Origin of the sequence: Sporosarcina sp. P25, assembly GCF_002743235.1 — a bacterium.
Classification (GTDB): domain Bacteria; phylum Bacillota; class Bacilli; order Bacillales_A; family Planococcaceae; genus Sporosarcina; species Sporosarcina ureae_B.
Genome location: NZ_PDYV01000002.1, coordinates 25,493 through 43,923 on the forward strand (window position 1 = coordinate 25,493; position 18,431 = coordinate 43,923).

At 41.5% G+C, this 18,431-nt stretch carries 17 protein-coding genes; 15 read left to right on the forward strand and 2 right to left on the reverse strand.

Translation table 11 applies throughout. The annotated features are described in order from the left end of the window. Window positions 1-16: 16 nt before the first annotated feature. The 14 genes from ssb to CSV70_RS01950 all read left to right on the forward strand — a co-directional run bounded on the left by ssb (window position 17) and on the right by CSV70_RS01950 (window position 14,680). Window positions 17-529, forward strand: a complete 513-nt coding sequence (ssb, locus tag CSV70_RS01885) for a single-stranded DNA-binding protein (protein ID WP_085132249.1) — start codon at window positions 17-19, stop codon at window positions 527-529. 45 nt (window positions 530-574) lie between these two features. After that, a complete protein-coding gene (rpsR, locus tag CSV70_RS01890) occupies window positions 575-811 on the forward strand; it encodes a 30S ribosomal protein S18 (RefSeq protein ID WP_029054370.1) in 237 nt (78 codons plus the stop codon). A gap of 232 nt (window positions 812-1,043) precedes the next feature. After that, entirely contained in the window at window positions 1,044-2,000 is a 957-nt protein-coding gene (locus CSV70_RS01895; protein WP_099626598.1) for a DUF2232 domain-containing protein, read from the forward strand. Window positions 2,001-2,011: 11 nt separating this feature from the next. Further along, window positions 2,012-3,985 carry a DHH family phosphoesterase gene (locus CSV70_RS01900; RefSeq protein WP_085132247.1) on the forward strand — a complete coding sequence of 658 codons (1,974 nt, stop codon included), beginning with the start codon at window positions 2,012-2,014 and terminating at the stop codon, window positions 3,983-3,985. Next, window positions 3,985-4,431, forward strand: a complete 447-nt coding sequence (gene rplI / locus CSV70_RS01905) for a 50S ribosomal protein L9 (protein WP_085132246.1) — start codon at window positions 3,985-3,987, stop codon at window positions 4,429-4,431. Before CSV70_RS01900 ends, rplI begins: the two co-directional genes overlap by 1 nt. Before the next feature lie 24 nt (window positions 4,432-4,455). Further along, window positions 4,456-5,805 (forward strand): replicative DNA helicase, encoded by a 1,350-nt coding sequence (gene dnaB, locus CSV70_RS01910; protein ID WP_369802569.1) that lies wholly within the window; start codon window positions 4,456-4,458, stop codon window positions 5,803-5,805. Between the two features lie 278 nt (window positions 5,806-6,083). Then, window positions 6,084-6,794: a response regulator YycF gene (gene yycF / locus CSV70_RS01915; RefSeq protein ID WP_085132244.1), complete on the forward strand. Its 711-nt coding sequence runs from the start codon at window positions 6,084-6,086 to the stop codon at window positions 6,792-6,794. Window positions 6,795-6,800: 6 nt separating this feature from the next. Then, on the forward strand, window positions 6,801-8,624 hold the full coding sequence (gene walK, locus CSV70_RS01920; protein WP_085132243.1) for a cell wall metabolism sensor histidine kinase WalK: 1,824 nt from the start codon (window positions 6,801-6,803) through the stop codon (window positions 8,622-8,624). After that, window positions 8,615-9,943 (forward strand): YycH family regulatory protein, encoded by a 1,329-nt coding sequence (locus CSV70_RS01925; protein ID WP_099626602.1) that lies wholly within the window; start codon window positions 8,615-8,617, stop codon window positions 9,941-9,943. Before walK ends, CSV70_RS01925 begins: the two co-directional genes overlap by 10 nt. Further along, window positions 9,930-10,742 (forward strand): two-component system regulatory protein YycI, encoded by an 813-nt coding sequence (locus CSV70_RS01930; protein WP_099628424.1) that lies wholly within the window; start codon window positions 9,930-9,932, stop codon window positions 10,740-10,742. Before CSV70_RS01925 ends, CSV70_RS01930 begins: the two co-directional genes overlap by 14 nt. An 11-nt stretch (window positions 10,743-10,753) precedes the next feature. Then, on the forward strand, window positions 10,754-11,542 hold the full coding sequence (locus CSV70_RS01935) for an MBL fold metallo-hydrolase (RefSeq protein WP_085132240.1): 789 nt from the start codon (window positions 10,754-10,756) through the stop codon (window positions 11,540-11,542). A gap of 106 nt (window positions 11,543-11,648) precedes the next feature. Further along, complete coding sequence (locus tag CSV70_RS01940) at window positions 11,649-12,893, forward strand: S1C family serine protease (RefSeq protein WP_085132239.1); 1,245 nt, start codon at window positions 11,649-11,651, stop codon at window positions 12,891-12,893. 411 nt (window positions 12,894-13,304) lie between these two features. Next, on the forward strand, window positions 13,305-13,784 hold the full coding sequence (gene rlmH / locus CSV70_RS01945; RefSeq protein ID WP_029054359.1) for a 23S rRNA (pseudouridine(1915)-N(3))-methyltransferase RlmH: 480 nt from the start codon (window positions 13,305-13,307) through the stop codon (window positions 13,782-13,784). Between the two features lie 170 nt (window positions 13,785-13,954). Then, window positions 13,955-14,680, forward strand: a complete 726-nt coding sequence (locus CSV70_RS01950) for a 3-ketoacyl-ACP reductase (protein ID WP_099626606.1) — start codon at window positions 13,955-13,957, stop codon at window positions 14,678-14,680. A 139-nt stretch (window positions 14,681-14,819) separates the two neighbouring features. Here the strand turns inward: CSV70_RS01950 and gshAB are convergent, their stop codons facing one another. After that, window positions 14,820-17,081 carry a bifunctional glutamate--cysteine ligase GshA/glutathione synthetase GshB gene (gene gshAB, locus CSV70_RS01955; RefSeq protein WP_099661121.1) on the reverse strand — a complete coding sequence of 754 codons (2,262 nt, stop codon included), beginning with the start codon at window positions 17,079-17,081 and terminating at the stop codon, window positions 14,820-14,822. Between the two features lie 134 nt (window positions 17,082-17,215). Between gshAB and CSV70_RS01960 the strand changes: the two genes are divergently transcribed. Then, window positions 17,216-17,410 carry a hypothetical protein gene (locus CSV70_RS01960; protein WP_085132236.1) on the forward strand — a complete coding sequence of 65 codons (195 nt, stop codon included), beginning with the start codon at window positions 17,216-17,218 and terminating at the stop codon, window positions 17,408-17,410. A gap of 186 nt (window positions 17,411-17,596) precedes the next feature. Here the strand turns inward: CSV70_RS01960 and fghA are convergent, their stop codons facing one another. Next, on the reverse strand, window positions 17,597-18,430 hold the full coding sequence (gene fghA / locus CSV70_RS01965) for an S-formylglutathione hydrolase (protein WP_099661120.1): 834 nt from the start codon (window positions 18,428-18,430) through the stop codon (window positions 17,597-17,599). Window position 18,431 lies beyond the last annotated feature (1 nt).

Consider the following 18,431-nt stretch of genomic DNA (forward strand, 5'->3'; position numbering starts at 1 on the left):
GGAGGTTTGATTCTGAATGATAAACCGTGTCGTTTTAGTTGGCCGATTAACAAAAGATCCTGAGCTGAAGTATACACAAACTGGAATTGCTGTAACACGTTTTACACTGGCAGTGAACCGCGCGTTCGCTAATGCCCAAGGAGAACGGGAAGCGGATTTCATCACATGTGTAGCTTGGCGTAAACAGGCTGAGAATATCGCGAATTACTTACGAAAAGGAAGTCTTGCCGGAGTGGATGGTCGTATACAGACGGGCAGCTTTGAAGGTCAAGACGGTAAGCGTGTTTACACGACAGAAGTTGTTGCGGATAGTACCCAATTCCTGGAGCCGAAAGGTGGCAATACAGAACGTCAGCAAACACCATCTTATGGTGGAGCGCCTTCTTATAACGCACCTTCCCAAGATCAAGGATACAATAACCAGCAATCCTACCAACCGAATCAGCAAAATATGACACGTGTCGATAATGATCCATTCCAGCCAGGCGGCGGTCCGATTGAAGTAACAGATGACGACTTGCCATTCTGATAGAACGGTTCACTTGATACGTAAATAGGAAGGAGGACAACAATTATGGCACCACGTCGTGGAGGTCGCAAACGCCGTAAGGTTTGCTATTTTACTTCTAACCACATTACTCACATCGACTATAAAGATGTAGATTTGTTGAAGAAGTTTATCTCTGAGCGCGGAAAGATGTTGCCTCGTCGAGTTACTGGTACAAGCGCTAAATACCAACGTAAATTGACGGTTGCAATCAAACGTGCACGCATCATGGCACTACTTCCGTTCGTATCTGAAGAGCGGTAATATATAAACCGCCACTGACTGAATTATTCAGTCAGTGGCGGTTTTTTTGTTTTGAAAACTTTATACCCAAAAATTTCATTGCGCATCCATTTTAGTGGAAACTGCGACTGCCTGTATTTTTGATTTCACGTCGAATCGTGATACAATTAGAAGGATGATTGTAGCTTTATATGAATTAAGGGATGCAACACCTTGTCCTTTAATTATTGATAGGTGGTAAAAGAAGTAGTGAATGAATTGGGGCGTAGATATGCAAGATCAAGCAAGTAGAATTACGTACGGTGCGATGATGGTAGCACTTTTCGCCATATTACTGGCAATGACTTTATACGTACCATTACTCGGCTTATTGACAATATTGCTCGTTCCATTGCCCATTACGATTTATCGTTTGCGCTATGGCCGGACCTCAACACTAATGGTGGCGATGTGTACATGGCTTATTACATTATTGATTGGCGGTTTGCTTTCCATTCCAGCAGCGATTGTATTGAGTGCAGTTGGATTCGTTATCGGAGACACCGTGCGAACGGGCAAGACGAAACTTTATGTATATATGGCAACAGGAATCACATTGCTCATTTCATTGAGTTTATTGTATCTTGGTACTGTGTGGTTCATGAAAATCAATCCGATTGAACAGTTGATGCAACAATTTTCAGCTATTCAGCAAGAAGCGCTTGTGATTATGTCGGGAATGGGAAATTCAACAAGAGATATAGAACGAATCGTGGCTGAGGCATTTACATATTACCAAACTATTGTGCCTTCACTGTTCATCTTGTCTGTTTTTGTAATAGCCTATCTGTTTGTCATGCCAATTTTAGCGGTTGCAACACGTTTGCGTTTTGAAGTACCTAAATTTGCTTCTTTCCTTACTATGCGTCTTCCATTTGCAACGGTATTAGTTTATCTAGTATTGCTGTTGATTTCTATTTTGTCACAGCCTGAACAAGGAACGACGTTTTATCTACTGGAGGCAAATGCCATTCTCATCTTTAGATTCTTATTCTTCTTACAAGGTTTGGCGTTGATTTACTATGCGTTGCGCAAGATGAAGCTTCCAATGATCGTCAACGTGCTGGCTACATTATTCGCCATGTTCCTCAGTCCCTTCACTGTAATGTTGGGTGTTTTGGATATCGCCATTAACATTCGTACATGGATAGATAAAGATAAGAGAGCGTAGGAGATGAGATAGTGAATTTATTTTATAAAAAACGTGGGATACGAATTCCGTTAGCATTCTTGTCTTTACTTGGAGCGGTAGGTTCCGTCCTACTAATGCTATTGAACTTTTGGGTTGGACTGTTTTTCGCTATCGCTTATGCGCTTGCACTGGGTATTGCTTGGAAAGTAGAGAATGATAACTACCTGGAGACAGAGAAATATATTGAAACGTTATCCTATCGCATGAAAAGGGTAGGAGAAGAAGCATTGTTGGAGTTGCCAATTGGGATTATCTTGCTAAATGATAAGCAATTAATCGAATGGGTCAATCCATTTATAACCTCCATTTATCCCGATAAGACTTGGATTGGATCGCAGCTTTACGATATGAACGAAGCGTTCCGGCAAGTGATCAGAGAAGACAGTGATCAGGATGTTATCGTATTGAATGATCGCTCGTACCGTGTGTATTACAAACCGGAAGAGAAACTGATCTATCTATTTGACGTAACAGAACGTATGAAAATGCAATCTCTTTACTATTCCGACCGAACAGCGATTGGGATTTTGTTAGTTGATAACTATGATGAACTGTCACAGACAATGGACGACCAGACACGAAGCCAGATGAACTCCCTTATTACCTCATTGGTCAATCAATGGGCAGATGAATACGGGATCTTCGTAAAACGAATTTCTTCTGAGCGCTTCCTGGCTGTTTTCAATGAAGGTACATTAGAGTTGTTGGAGAAGACTAAGTTTGCATTGCTCGATACAATTCGTGAGAACACGTCTAAACACAGCGTATCACTTACATTGAGTATTGGGGTAGGGACGGGTACTACGTCGCTTACAGAGCTTGGTGAGCTGGCACAGTCGAGTTTGGATTTAGTTCTCGGGCGTGGTGGTGACCAAGTAGCGATCAAACATCATGATGGGAAGCTGAAATTCTATGGCGGTAAGACAAATCCTGTTGAAAAGCGTACACGCGTGCGTGCAAGAGTGATTTCACATGCACTACGTGATTTAATCCAAGACAGTGACCGCGTGTTCGTCATGGGCCACAAAATGCCTGACATGGATGCGATTGGAGCATCGATTGGTGTACGTAAGATGGCAAAAATGAATGGTGTCGAAGGTTATGTCATCGTTAATTTCGATCAGCTTGATACTAGTGTCGGCCGTTTAATGGATGAAGTGCAGCAAGATGAAGAATTACATGATCACATGTTGATGCCTGAAGAGGCATTGGAATTGATGACAGAGCGTTCATTGGTCGTTATTGTCGATACGCATAAGCCCAGTATGGTTATTGATGAACGCGTGCTGGACAAGGCACAGAAGGTTGTATTAATTGACCATCATCGACGTGGAGAAGAGTTTATTAATAACACTGTGCTCGTTTATATGGAGCCTTATGCATCTTCGACGGCGGAACTTGTAACGGAATTGCTGGAGTATCAGCCGAAGAACGAAAAGTTGACGATGCTGGAATCGACAGTGATGTTAGCAGGTATTGTAGTCGATACAAAAAGCTTTACACTTAGGACAGGTTCTCGAACATTTGAAGCCGCCTCCTACTTGCGGACGAATGGTGCCGATACCGTGCTAGTACAGCGTTTATTGAAAGAAGATATTGAGACATATATCGAACGATCAAAACTAATTGAGACTGTAGAATTTGTAGGCAATGGAGAAATTGCTATTGCAAAAGGGCAGGATGAAGTCGTGCACAGCTCCGTGCTGATCGCGCAGACAGCTGATATCCTACTGACGATGCAAGGTATTTCCGCTTCATTCGTTGTCGCAAAGCGTGATGATGGAAGAATTGGTATTAGCGCGCGTTCATTGGGTGAATTAAATGTTCAAGTCGTCATGGAAGAGTTGGGTGGCGGTGGTCATTTAACAAATTCTGCTTGCCAGTTAAGTGTAGACACGATGGATGAAGCAATAACTATGTTAAAAGATGTACTAGATCAATATGGAGAAAGGGGAAATGAATGATGAAAGTTATTTTTTTAAAGGACGTTAAAGGAAAAGGTAAAAAAGGTGAAGTGAAAGAGGTTTCAACAGGATATGCACAAAACTTTTTATTGAAAAATAATGTAGCAGTTGAAGCGACTCCAGGTAATTTAAGTAAGTTGCAAGGACAGAAGGAACGCCAGAAGAAAGATGCGGCTGCAGAATTGGCAGAAGCTAAAGAATTAAAAGAGCAAGTCGAAAAATTGACTGTAGAGCTACAGGCGAAAACTGGCGAAGACGGTCGTCTATTTGGTTCTATTACGTCCAAGCAAATCGGACAAGCGTTGGAAAAGCAAAATAAAATTAAAGTAGACCGCCGCAAGATGGAATTACCTGAGCCAATTCGTGCACTTGGTTTTACAAATGTTCCGATCAAATTACACCCTGATGTAACAGCTACACTTAAAGTGCATGTTACAGAAGAATGATAAGGAGATAATAGCTTGAACCAGATGATCGAGCGCACACCTCCGCATAACAACGAAGCAGAGCAGTCGGTCCTTGGCGCGATATTTTTAGAACCACAAGCACTGATTACCGCGTCTGAAATATTGTTACCGGAAGATTTCTATCGAATTGCACATAAAAAGATTTTCGAAACTATGCTTGTACTAAATGACAGAGGTCAGCCAGTCGATTTGGTGACAATCGCCGAAGAACTCAAAGTAAAAAACGAACTTGAAGACGTCGGGGGTATTTCATATATCACAGAGCTTGCTAACGCGGTTCCGACTGCTGCAAACATTGTCTATTATGCGAATATCGTAGATGAAAAAGCTTTACTGCGCAGATTGATCCGCGTTGCCACTGACATTGTAGAAGATGGGTATACACGGGAAGATGAAGTAGAGGCATTACTTGGCGAAGCTGAGAAGAAAATGATGGAAGTATCCAATCGGAAAAACGCTGGTGACTTCCGTCATATCAAAGATGTATTAGTGGAGACGTATGACAATATTGAATTACTGCATACACGTAAAGGTGATGTAACAGGTATTCCAACTGGTTTCCGTGACTTGGATAAGATTACTGCAGGCTTCCAACGTAATGACTTGATTATTGTGGCGGCTCGTCCATCTGTTGGTAAGACCGCGTTTGCGCTGAACGTAGCGCAAAACGTGGCGACGAAGGCAGGAGAAAACGTCGCGATCTTCAGTCTCGAGATGGGTGCTGAACAGCTGGTCATGCGTATGTTATGTGCAGAAGGAAATATTGACGCGCAAGTACTGCGTACAGGTACCCTTGAAGCCGACGATTGGCGCAAGCTGACAATGGCTATGGGGTCGTTATCAAATGCGGGTATTTTCATTGATGACAGTCCAGGTCTTCGAGTCAATGAAATCCGTTCAAAATGTAGACGTCTACAACAAGAACACGGTCTCGGTATGGTGATGATTGACTACATGCAGCTGATCATGGGAAGCGGCCGGGGTAGCGACAATCGTCAACAAGAAGTATCTGAGATCTCCCGTTCATTAAAAGCTTTAGCACGTGAACTGAAAATCCCGGTCGTTGCACTATCACAGCTATCACGGGGTGTAGAGCAACGCCAAGATAAACGTCCTATGATGTCCGATCTTCGAGAGTCAGGGAGTATTGAGCAAGATGCCGATATCGTCTCTTTCCTTTACCGAGAAGATTACTACGATAAAGAAACTGAAATGCAAAACATGATTGAAATCATTATTGCCAAGCAACGTAATGGTCCAACTGGTACCGTAACGTTGGCATTTGCAAAGGAATACAACAAATTCCTCAATATCGACTGGAGTCAGCATGAATCCCCTCCATCTTACGAATAAAACAGCGCGCCCTTCTTCTACGACCATAGAAAAGGACGCGCTGTTTTTTCGCGTTCCAAGCAAGCTACCCCCGCTTGAAAAAGTGCGATTTTGCACAAATCGTGATAGAGTTAAAGGATATGGAATGATATATTTCAGCTTGAGAATAAGGTTGTACCTATAGAAAAGATAGATAAGTATTCGAGATGCTACATGAGTGTATATTGCTTAATTTAGTCGTAAGACCAGTATGTAGCTTAAAAATTCGATCGCCAATTATGGTGAGAAAGGAACAAGTCATGCAAAATAAAACTATATTTATTGTAGACGATGAGAAACCCATCGCAGACATCATAGAATTTAATTTGAAAAAGGAGGGCTTCAACGTCTTTTGCGCATATGACGGTGAAGATGCTATCAACCGAGTGGAAGAAATCCAGCCTGATCTTATGCTTCTAGATATCATGCTTCCTAAACGCGACGGCATGGAAGTCTGTAGAGAAGTACGAAAAAAGCATGATTTTCCCATCATCATGCTGACGGCTAAAGACTCTGAAATCGATAAAGTCTTAGGGCTTGAACTAGGTGCAGATGATTATGTCACTAAGCCATTTGGCACAAGAGAATTAATTGCCCGGGTCAAAGCCAACTTGCGTCGTCATGCAAGAACTATAGCGGAAGATCAGGAAGAAGAGACGAACGATATTACAGTAGGTCAACTTGTCATCCAACCTGATGCATACTATGTTCAAAAGCGTGGAGTGACAATCGAATTAACACATCGTGAATTTGAATTATTGTACTATTTAGCAAAACATATCGGGCAGGTGATGACGCGTGAGCACCTATTGCAAACTGTATGGGGCTATGATTATTTCGGAGATGTACGGACAGTCGATGTAACGATTCGACGTCTTCGTGAAAAGATTGAAGATACGCCGAGCCATCCAAGCTGGATCGTCACAAGACGTGGGGTAGGCTATTACTTGCGTGATCCGGAACAGGAGTAAGCCATTATGCATAAGGTAGGTTTTTTTCGATCGATTCAAGTCAAATTTGTCTTGATATATGTTCTGCTTATCCTTGTGTCCATGCAGATTATCGGGCTGTATTTTGCCCGTGAACTGGAACAAACACTAAAAGATAACTTTACAAATTCTATTGTAGACCGGATGAATTTAGTCGAGTTCAGTGTGCGGGAAGAAATTACAAAAAAACGAAAAGACAATGACCCCACATTAGAACAAAGCTTAAAAAATGTCTTGGTCGAATTCACATCAGATGACATTATTGAAGTACAAGTTATAAATCCAAAATATCGTATTCTGGCGACATCTTCATTTGACAATCAGATGAGGGTAGGCCAACATTCGACTAATGATAATGTGCGAAAGTCAATTACATCGGAGACGATGAAAGATGTCGTGATGATGGATCCGCAATCGCATAATCGCGTGCTTTCCTTGGCCAAGCCGATCTTCAATGGCAATGAAGTTGTAGGGTCGCTTTATGTAGAAGCCAATATTGAATCCGTTTTTCAACAAATTGAAGAAATCAATAGGATATTGGCGGGGGCGGCGGCGGTCTCACTAACCATTACAATACTAGTCGGGATTTTCATTGCCAGAGCATTTACCCGACCAATATCAGACATGCGGAGACAAGCACGGGCAATGGCGAAAGGGAACTTCACCCGAAAGGTTAAAGTGTATGGATCGGATGAGATGGGCCAGCTAGCCATCGCATTCAATCACTTAACCAACCAGCTGCAAGAATCTCAGTCCACCACTGAGAGCGAAAGACGAAAGTTAGCCTCGGTTCTGGAAAATATGACGGACGGTGTTATTTCGACCGACCGTAAAGGACGAGTTAGCCTAATTAACGACTCCGCTCTACAGATGCTTGGCGTAACGAATGATCTTGTCATTAATCGCCCTATCGCCAATATTCTTGGTATAGATGATGCATATACGTTTGAAGAATTGATCCAGATGAAGGAATCGATTCCACTAGATTTCAGTACGGAAGATCAAGCATATATTTTACGTGCGACGATTTCTGTTACCCAGCGTGAGACAGGGTTCGTAAATGGTTTGATTGTTGTATTGCATGATAACACCGAGCAAGAAAAGATTGATATGGAACGTCGTGAGTTCGTGTCAAATGTTTCGCATGAACTGCGTACACCACTCACTACAATGCGCAGTTATCTTGATGCCTTGGCAGAAGGAGCTTGGCGTAATGAGGAAATTGCTCCGAACTTCTTACATGTTACGCAAAATGAAACCGAGCGAATGATTCGTCTTGTGAATGACTTACTAAAACTGTCACGCATGGACAGTAAAGAATATGAATTGAATAAAGAATGGGTGGAATTTAACCGATTCTTCAATGCCGTTATTGAGCGTTTTGAATTCTCCAAGTCGCAAAATGTACGCTTCACACGGAACTTGTATTCAAGCAGTCTATTCGTGGAAATCGATACCGACAAACTAACGCAAGTATTAGACAATATCATTTCCAATGCTTTGAAGTATTCGCCAGATGGTGGAGAAGTCCGCTTCGGTGTAACGGTTTCAGGTGATTATATTAAAGTGATGATTTCAGATGATGGAATGGGTATACCTAAATCCAACGTCAATCGAATTTTCGACCGTTTCTATCGTGCAGATAGAGCCCGATCCCGTGCACTCGGCGGAACCGGTCTTGGTCTTGCAATTGCTAAGGAAATGATTGTGGCACATAAAGGAGATATTTGGGCGCAGAGTGAAGAAGGAAAAGGAACGACAATATTCTTCAAGCTACCATTTGAACAACAAGAGGACGGTGAGTGGGATTGAAATACATTGAAATAATCAAATCCGTCGTATTGTTGTTGCTCGTTTCGTTGAGTGTCTTATTCACCTTTGAGGTCTGGAATTATTCACCCAATTATGAACCACTGGAACAGCTACAGACTGTCGATATATCCATTTCTGAGAAGAAAACAATAGATGAAATTATTAAACCGTATAAAATAATTACTAATTTAAAAGACCACGTACTAGGCTCTACAGATACCGAAAAAATAGACAAAATCCTGACAGAAATGAATACATGGAATTTATCTGATCTACAGCTAGTAAGCCAAGATATGAAAAAGTTTGATATTGCACAGATCTTGCGTCAACCAAGCCAAATGTCGTTCTACTTTACGGGAGAGGTACCTATGCTAGTCTATGACAATGTATTATTAATCGATGAGGTGAATATTCCGGAAGCTACCTTTAATCGTCTAGTCATAGACTGGAGTCAATCCACGCAAGCACCAGTTGTTCATTTACTGAGTGAAATGAGCGGCTTACATTACCAGATGCAGGTGACGTTACCGAATAAAACAAGTTTTCTACGCAATGTAGTGGATGTTGGTCAATCGTTTGAAGAATATGTGGAAATCGATCGCGACAATGCACCAGTTCTTGCCGTACCAAAAGATCCTATAACTATTATGCGTAATACGTATTATCAGGAAGAAATCAACCCAATACGTTTCCGTGATGCCTTGTTCAGTGACCCGAATGCTGTACGACGTAGTCAAATAGATGCGACGCATGAGGAATATGGAGACGATCATGCTTTTATGACTGTCGATACCGAGAACAAATTTTTAAATTATGTCATGCCTACAGAGGAAAGTTTTGAGTTCGCATTGCCTTCAGAATTGCTGTTGAATTCTATTGACTTCGTCAATGAACATGGCGGCTGGACGGATGAGTTTCGCTACGCCTATATGAATCCGTATTCCCGTTATGTCCGGTTCCAGCTATATGTCGGTGGTTTGCCAGTCTTTAGTGATCAACCGAATATGAGTGAAATTAAGGAGACATGGGGAGATACGCGTGTATTCAAATATATACGTCCATATTACACATTAGACGTGAACATCGAACCGGTACAAGAGAAGCTACCTTCAGGAGTGGAAGTGGCAGAGTCTTTACGTGAATCAGAAGAGCTAGACTTCGATTTGATAGAGGAAATCACTCCCGGTTATTATATGATCCATGATGTAGAACGCAAATTAATTATTTTGCAACCTTGCTGGTATTACCTTATCAAAGATAACTGGTTACGCTTCGCTCCGAAAGAACCGCAAGGAGGTGGCATGAGTGGATTGGAATAGAACCAAGACGATCTTCATTATCGTCTTTTCAATTCTAAATGTCTTCTTGTATGGGCTCTATTTAGACAGGCAAATGAGTGTCGGAAATATGCAGATTATCGGGAAAACATCCATCGAAGAAACGTTGGCGCTTGAAAATATTACGTATGACCCCATCCCTTTCACTAAAAAAGATGTTTCGTATTTATCAGCTCATATTGCCACCTTTACTAATGAAAAATTAGAAAAGTTAAGTAACCAATCATTCGTCCTAGTCGAAAAATCACGATTGCTATCCCAAATGAAAAAGCCTGTAAAAGTGACTGAGGGAGAAGATGGATATGACTTTGACGAGTTCTTAAAGAAATATGTGCTAAATGGCGAAGATTACGTGCTTTGGGATGTGGATGAAGAAGAACAGAACGCCGTATTCTTTCAACGGGTGAAGAATGAAACAATTTTCCACAGCCCGAATGCCATGCTCGTCATGCATTGGGACAAGGATGGAAAAGTTACTCATTACGAACAAAGTATGCTTGACGAATTCTTAAGCTTTAATCATAAAAAAGATTTACTGTCGCAAAACGATGCGGTCTCCTCACTCGTTACACGTGGCTATCTGAAACCGGATTCCACTGTTATGCAAGTCAAATCAGGTTATTCGACACTCGTTCAGCTGACAGAAACTCAAGTATTTGCACCGACGTGGAATGTTCAGGTAAAATTGAAAGATGGGACGATAGAACATTACTTCATCAATGCGATTGAAGGAAAAGTCATCGAGTTCCAATCGGATATAGTAGAAGAACCAATAGAATAGGAGTTTTCCACATGCGATTTAGCATTTTGGCGAGTGGTAGTACAGGCAACTCGCTATATATAGAGACAGATGAGCATGCTTTTCTCGTAGATGCCGGCATGAGCGGTAAGAAAATTGAAGGTTTGCTCGGATCGATCAATCGCTCGATGAAACAAATTGACGGCATTTTCGTCACACATGAACACAGTGATCATATAAAAGGGATCGGCGTACTTGCCCGAAAATATAAAACACCTATCTATGCCAATGCTAAAACTTGGCAAGCGATGGACGGACTGGTAGGAGAGATTCCCGTTGATCAGCGTTTCCACTTCGACATGGAAACGGTGAAAACATTTGGTTCACTGGATATCCAGTCATTTGCTGTATCCCATGACGCAGCAGACCCAATGTTCTATACGTTTAATGAAGGTGACCGTAAACTGGCGATTATTACCGATACGGGCTACGTAAGTGACCGTATGAAAGGTCATATTCAAGGAGCTGACAGCTTTGTATTCGAAAGTAATCACGACGTCAGCATGCTGCAGATGGGTCGCTATCCATGGTCCATTAAACGTCGTATATTAAGTGACGTGGGCCACGTATCAAATGAAGATGCAGCTGTCGCAATGAGTGAAGTAGTAGCTCAAAAAGAAGCGCATATTTATTTAGCCCATCTTAGCTTAGATAACAATATGAAAGACTTGGCGCGCATGAGCGTAGCACAGACACTTGAAGACTGCGGCATTCGTGCAGGGGAATTTGTTCACTTGCATGATACGGATGCATTAGAATCTACAGAGCTTGTGCTAGTCTAAAGTAAATGCGAAAAGCCTTGCTAAATTAGTGAGGCTTTTTGCATTTTCAAAGAGTTATTGGGGTACAGTACATGTAGGAATACTTACTAATAAGGAGGAAATGCGAATGGATGAGGAAAGAAGAGAGGAAAGAAAAGAAGAAATGGAATGGCAACAACCAATTCCACCGGTAGAACCGAAACGCAATCCAAAACGTAGAAGTAGTTTTTGGCCAGGCTTACTTGGCGCACTATTGGGTGGCATTATTGTATTTTTAGTCACGATGTACACGACTGGCTCATCAAGTACTAACGATGTTACAACCTCTAAACAAACGGAAGATAAAACCAACTCGGAACATGCACAAGTATCAATGGACATCTCAAGCGAAATTACCGATGTGGTAGGTAACGTCGCAAATGCCGTCGTGGGTATTACAAATATCCAAACAGTCCAAGACTTCTGGTCTTCCACAACATCTACACAAGAAGCCGGCTCGGGCTCAGGTGTCTTGTATAAAAAAGAAGGCGATAAAGCATATATCGTCACCAACCACCACGTCGTAGAGAATTCCGAACAACTCGAAGTTAGTTTTGATGATGGTACAAAGGTTGAAGGAAAGTTAATCGGCAGTGATCTTTGGACAGACCTGGCTGTAGTTGAAATTGATGCAGAACACGTCGATACAGTGGTAGAATTCGGTGATTCAGATGCGTTAAAACGTGGGGAATCGGTTATTGCCATCGGTAATCCATTAGGACTTGGCTTTGCGGGATCTGTTACAGTGGGTGTAATTTCAGGTAAAGACCGCTCTATTCCAATGGATTTAAACAAAGATGGAAATGTCGATTGGCAGGCCGACGTCTTGCAGACAGATGCAGCGATCAACCCGGGAAACTCCGGTGGTGCTTTAATCAACATGGCCGGCCAATTGATCGGAATCAACTCCATGAAGATTTCTGAAGCGACAGTAGAGGGTATTGGATTGGCTATTCCAATCAATATTGCATTACCTATTATTGAACACTTAGAAGAAACAGGACAAGTAAATCGTCCGACAATGGGCGTATCGTTACTTGATCTTCGACAAATACCCATTCAGCAACAGCAACAGACATTAAAATTGCCTGAAGAAGTAACGGAAGGTGTTGTCGTAACGGACGTCATACCGAATTCATCTGCAATAGAAGCAGGCATGAAGAAGTATGATACAATCGTTCAGTTGGATGATGAGAAAGTGACGGATATGGTCAGTCTACGTAAGTATTTGTATAATAAAAAAGAAATTGGCGATCCATTGAAAATTACAGTCTATCGAGATGGAAAGAAACTGGACTTGGAGATGGTTTTGAAAGACGGAAATACATTCTAATAGAATGTACATTGTCCACATAGTGAATAACTTCCTGTCCACATCAGGCATCTAGCGATAATGCGCTACGATGCCTGATTTTTTTATGAAGTTATCCAATTGTGGATAAAATCTAAATAATGTGTATAATATTGTGTAAAATAAAATGTTAGGAAAATAATAAGTAACAACAAAGTGACAAGTGTTAAACCCTTACAGGTCAATAGGTTGAGGCATTTTCATTTTTTATGGTAAATAAATAATTCTATTCAAAATGAAAAACGAATGAAAAGTTATCCACATTGATGTGATACAATAATCAGTAAGATTTACATGTAGTGCAGAACAAATAATCGGACACAATATGTAGATAGGGTTGTGGATATGTGCATAAGTATTGTGTATAACTTTTGGAAGGTGAGTGGATAAGCTGTGAATATATCAATTGTGACCGTGGGTAAGTTAAAAGAAAAGTATTTGAAACAAGGAATAGAAGAGTATACGAAACGTCTGAATAGCTATGCAAAAATGCAATTAATCGAAGTGGCGGATGAAAAAGCACCTGAAACACTAAGCGAAGCCGACATGGAAATCGTTAAAAAGAAAGAAGCTGATCGAATTCTGGCGAAAATTGCACCAGACGCGCATGTTATTGCACTAGCAATCGACGGGAAAATGAAAACTTCTGAAGAATTCGCAGCCAGTATCGATTCATTGATGACCTATGGTAAAAGCAAGATTGTCTTTGTGATTGGTGGTTCACTCGGCTTACATAGTAGTGTATTGCAACGATCGAATGAGAAGTTGTCCTTTTCCAAGATGACGTTTCCACATCAGTTGATGAAGTTGGTGTTGGTGGAGCAAATTTATCGTGGATTTCGGATTATTAAGGGAGAGCCTTATCATAAGTAAATAAGGTTTATAGTTAATAATCAGCGTTCATTAAAAATGACTAAAGGAACTATGGATAGGACAGTAGTTAACTTTACAAACTAGCTATACAAGCGTGCATTCATGCCAAGGATCTTTTCAACGGTTATACTAAAAGAGAAAGTATTTGACGCTTGAGAGGGGTCTTTAAAATGGCACAAACATTAACTGGAAAAGTAGCTTTTGTGACTGGCGCAGCACGAGGAATAGGCAAAGCTACAGCACTTCAATTAGCAAAAGAGGGAGTCCATATTGGATTGCTTGCAAGAACAGAGTCTGTTTTAAAAGAAGTGGCTGCAGAAATTGAAAGTCATGGTGTGAAAGTCGCTTATGCAACGGCTGATGTTTCATCTAAAGAGCAAGTTGAAGAAGCCATTGCATCGTTAACTGCTGATTTAGGAACTGCCGATATTTTAATAAATAATGCGGGCATTGCAACATTTGGTACTGTCTTGGAGATGGACCCAGAGGAATGGAAGAACATAGTAGATGTAAATCTGATGGGCACGTATTATGTTACACGTGCTGTATTACCGCAGTTAATTGAAAAAAATGCGGGCGACATCATTAATATTTCATCGACAAATGGTCTAAATGGCGCAGCTACTTCAAGTGCATACAGTGCATCCAAATTTGCGGTAATTGGCTTTACGGAATCATTAGCGCAAGAAGTACGACGAAATAATATTCGTGTTTCGGCTCTGACACCAAGTACTGTAGCAACAGATTTGGCACTAGATTTAAATTTGATTAAAGAAAACGATGACTCTAAATTGATTCAATCAGAAGACATTGCTGAAGTGATTGTAAATCAATTGAAGTTAAATCGACGTGTGTATGTAAAAACAGCCAGTTTCATAGCTACGAATCCATTTTAATCTATTTATTCACTTGATAAAACATGAACGGGCCTATCCAGATAAATTGGATAGGCCCGTTTTAGTAGTTCAACTACAGCTTTTATTATTCATATATAGTTACTATACGAATATTTTCATTCGACAAGTCAAAAATATTTTATAACAGTTCCGGGAATAAGTAATGCAAAATATCGGTTGTCACTCGTCGTGTTTTGCCTTTATAAGGGTAAATATGCATATACATCGAAGGGTTAAAGTTCGCTTCGATGATGCCATACGCGCCTGGATTGGCTGCCGGAACATCGAGATCTTCAATAATCAAATCGATACCGCTAATTTTTGCTCCGAGAGCGGCTACTGCATCTACTGCAATCTTCTTATAATCCTCGGAAACTTGATCGGTTACATCAATCGAATCTCCACCAGTACTGACGTTGGAGTTCTCACGCAAGTAGACGATCTCCCCGTCTTCAGGAATAGAATTCAGTTGATAACCTTGACCTTTCAGCATAAGAACCTCTAGTTCTCCGAGTTGAATAAGTTCCAATGGTGTACGGTGGTCTGTGCCTCTTAGTGGATCACGGTTCTTTTCTTCAACAAGTTCCTTAATTGTGTGTGTACCGTCTCCTGTGACGTTTGCAGGCACGCGTAGCATGACAGCGAGAACTTTATCGTGTAACACGAAGAAACGGTACTCTGTGCCCTCAAGGAACTCTTCTACCAATACAGACGAATCTTCGTCGAATGCTAGACTGATCGCTTTCTCGTAATCCTCATAACTTGCGCCGTCTTTGAAGATGGATATGCCGATCCCGTAGTTCGTCGTTTTTGGCTTCACAACAAATGGTGTCTTAGCAAACATCTCATAGGCGCGTAAAGCTTCTTCACTATTACTGAATTCGTCTCCACCTGGAACGCGATAACCTTCTTGATGAAGGATTTTCTTGGTAACCGTTTTGTTTTCCATAATCAAAGTAGATACATACGTATCCTTACTCGTCATGTTACCGTTCTTGACATATTCTATATGGTCATGCAGTTTCAACTTCAAGAATTGATCTTGGCGGTCCAAAACTTCTACCTTGATGCCTTTCTGAATCGCATCGTACATCATAATCTGCGTGGATAGCTCCATATCCGTAAAGCCTGTCAATTCATATGGCTTTTCCCACAGCTGAGTATAGGTTTCCCTCGCAATTTCTGTCGCCACCTGGCTTTGACTCGTCTTTTCACTCTCTGAATAAAGTCTTCCCGCCAAGGTTTTGGAAGGATCAGCAAGCATCTCTCGCAGATTCACAAATAATGATTCGGAAACTGGGAAGTCTAGATCTTTTGATAACTGTTCCATTTCATCCACCAGTTCATGTGCTTCGGCTTCAAACTGAGTATGTGCTAGTGGATGCTCAAGTGCGACAACATCATTGCGAGCATCACCCGCATTACCCCATTCGTCACTCTCCGGATCCTCTTCTTTCTGTAGAAGATAAAGCAGGAATACATGCAGAAATTCCGCTTGCTCATAGCTAATGCCATTCGTTTCAAACGGGTTTAAGTCGATATTCCGTAACTCTACATAACGCACACCAGTATGCTCGAAGTCTGCCACCCGATCACTGCCACGTAAACGCATAGCTGTATAGAACTCTTTTTCTTCTACCAGCAAACCTCTATTAACTACGGAAGATAAATCCGAAATGTATTTCTGAATCGTGCTAAACGACACATTTACATCATCATGGTTCGTATAGCCGAATCGGCTGCTTCGAATACTTCTAACTGGTTCGTCGGGTTGGTCGTCGCATCCATAGAAGTTTTCTTCACTTCTAGGGGACGCACCGTAGAAATATGTGACGAGCCAGCGATAGTACAAATAGTTTCTAGTCAGTTTCAAATAAATATCTGTTTTGAATTGCTGATAATCATCAAAGTCTGATTGTAAATCAAATAACATACGGAGCAGTTCGTCTCTGAATTCAAAATTGAAATGAATACCACAAATCATTTGTTTGCGACGACCGTATGAATTGGCAAGTGAACGACGATAGAGAACATTTTCAAAATTGTTCAGCTTTGCAATCATGATATCTTCTTCTTTTTTAGGAAGGGCAGGGGGCATACTTAACGGCCAGAGCATTTCATTCTTGCCCATCGAACGATAGGCAACGTCATGAATGCCTGATAGGTAATCAAATAATTCGTCCAGTGTGTTCAGGACAGGCGTGATCAATTCCATTTGAGTTTCAGAGAAGTCGCGTTGAATATACGGATGCTCGTCTCCCATTCCGATATTCGCTGGGTGGCAGGTCGTTGCCAAGTGCCCATCGAGATCTACGCGCTGTCCTTCTTTTTCTATGCCGTAACGAGCTTTCATAAGATATGGTTTCACACGTTCATCGGCTAGCATTTTCTTAAGATCCATTGTAGCTATCCCTCCTATGTAAGGTATTTATAAGTTCGTTCTTCTATCTTAATTCATATACCCTTAAAAACAAAAACATCCACACTGCGTGGCAATGTGGATGTTTTAACTTGTGAAGGGGGAGGCCTCGATAATTGACGCTGCAAGGGGCGCGTTTGAAGGCCCGCGGTGAGCCAACTAGTCGTGACGCTCCTTTAGTTGTCTCACCTGTCGGCCTGATCCTTCCCGAGTCGCCGCCTTCAGCTTACGATCAACTGGCATATTTCTTTGGATATAGTAAGTTGAAAAGTTATCTAGAATTGATCTTGAATTTAAAATTGAAAAAGTAAAGTTTTCAGTTTTTTGAGTAGGATTGGAGCGAAAGAGGGGCGACTCCTGGAGGATCAGCGTGTGACTTGAGACCCTGGACTGAACGAAGTGAGGGAAGCGGCTCAAGCCACGCCCTCAGGAAAGCGTCCCCTCTGTAGCGCAAATCCCAAACAATACACTATTACGACACTCTATTTATAAATAGTTTACTCCAAGTTCTTCATATGAAAGTCAAAGTGTTCTTCCAAGAATGAGGAGATGAAGAAGTAGCTGTGGTCATAGCCTTCTACTTGGTTATACTCCACTGCCTGGTTATGCTGCTTCGCATTTTCTAGGAACGGCTTCTCATTCAACTGCTCTGGATAGAAATCGTCTGCCATTCCTTGCGTGATCAAAATAGGAGGAAGACCCGCTTCTTTCACCAGTTCTGTAGTATCCCATTGCTTCCAAGTCGCTTTGTCTTCACCAAGATAAGTGGAAAATGCCTTGACTCCCCACGGAACATCGCACGGACTTGAAATTGGAGAGAACGCTGAAATCGCTTTGAAACGATTAGCATTCTTCATTCCAATCATCAATGCACCATAACCACCCATTGAGTGACCCATGATACTTTCTTTACCTGAGAAGTTAGGCACTAGAGTAGAGGCAATTTTACTTAGCTCCTCCGTTATATACGAATACATTTGATAATGCTTTGCCCATGGCTCTTCTGTTGCGTTTATATAAAAACTCGCACCTTGTCCAAGGTCAAATGCCTCATCATTCGCTACGTCTTCTCCGCGTGGTGATGTATCGGGTATAATTACAGCTACCTGATGTTTTTCAGCTAAGCTTTGGAAACCACTTTTTTGACTGAAGTTATCATCCGTACATGTTAATCCCGATAAAAACCAAATGAGCGGTATTTCTTTTTGTTCTTTATTAGATGGTAAGAAGACACTAAATGTCATATCACACTTGAGAACTTCTGAATAATGGTTGTACTTGTTTTGTTCCCCACTAAAAGAGCGACGTTGCTCAACGCGTTCTACATTCATG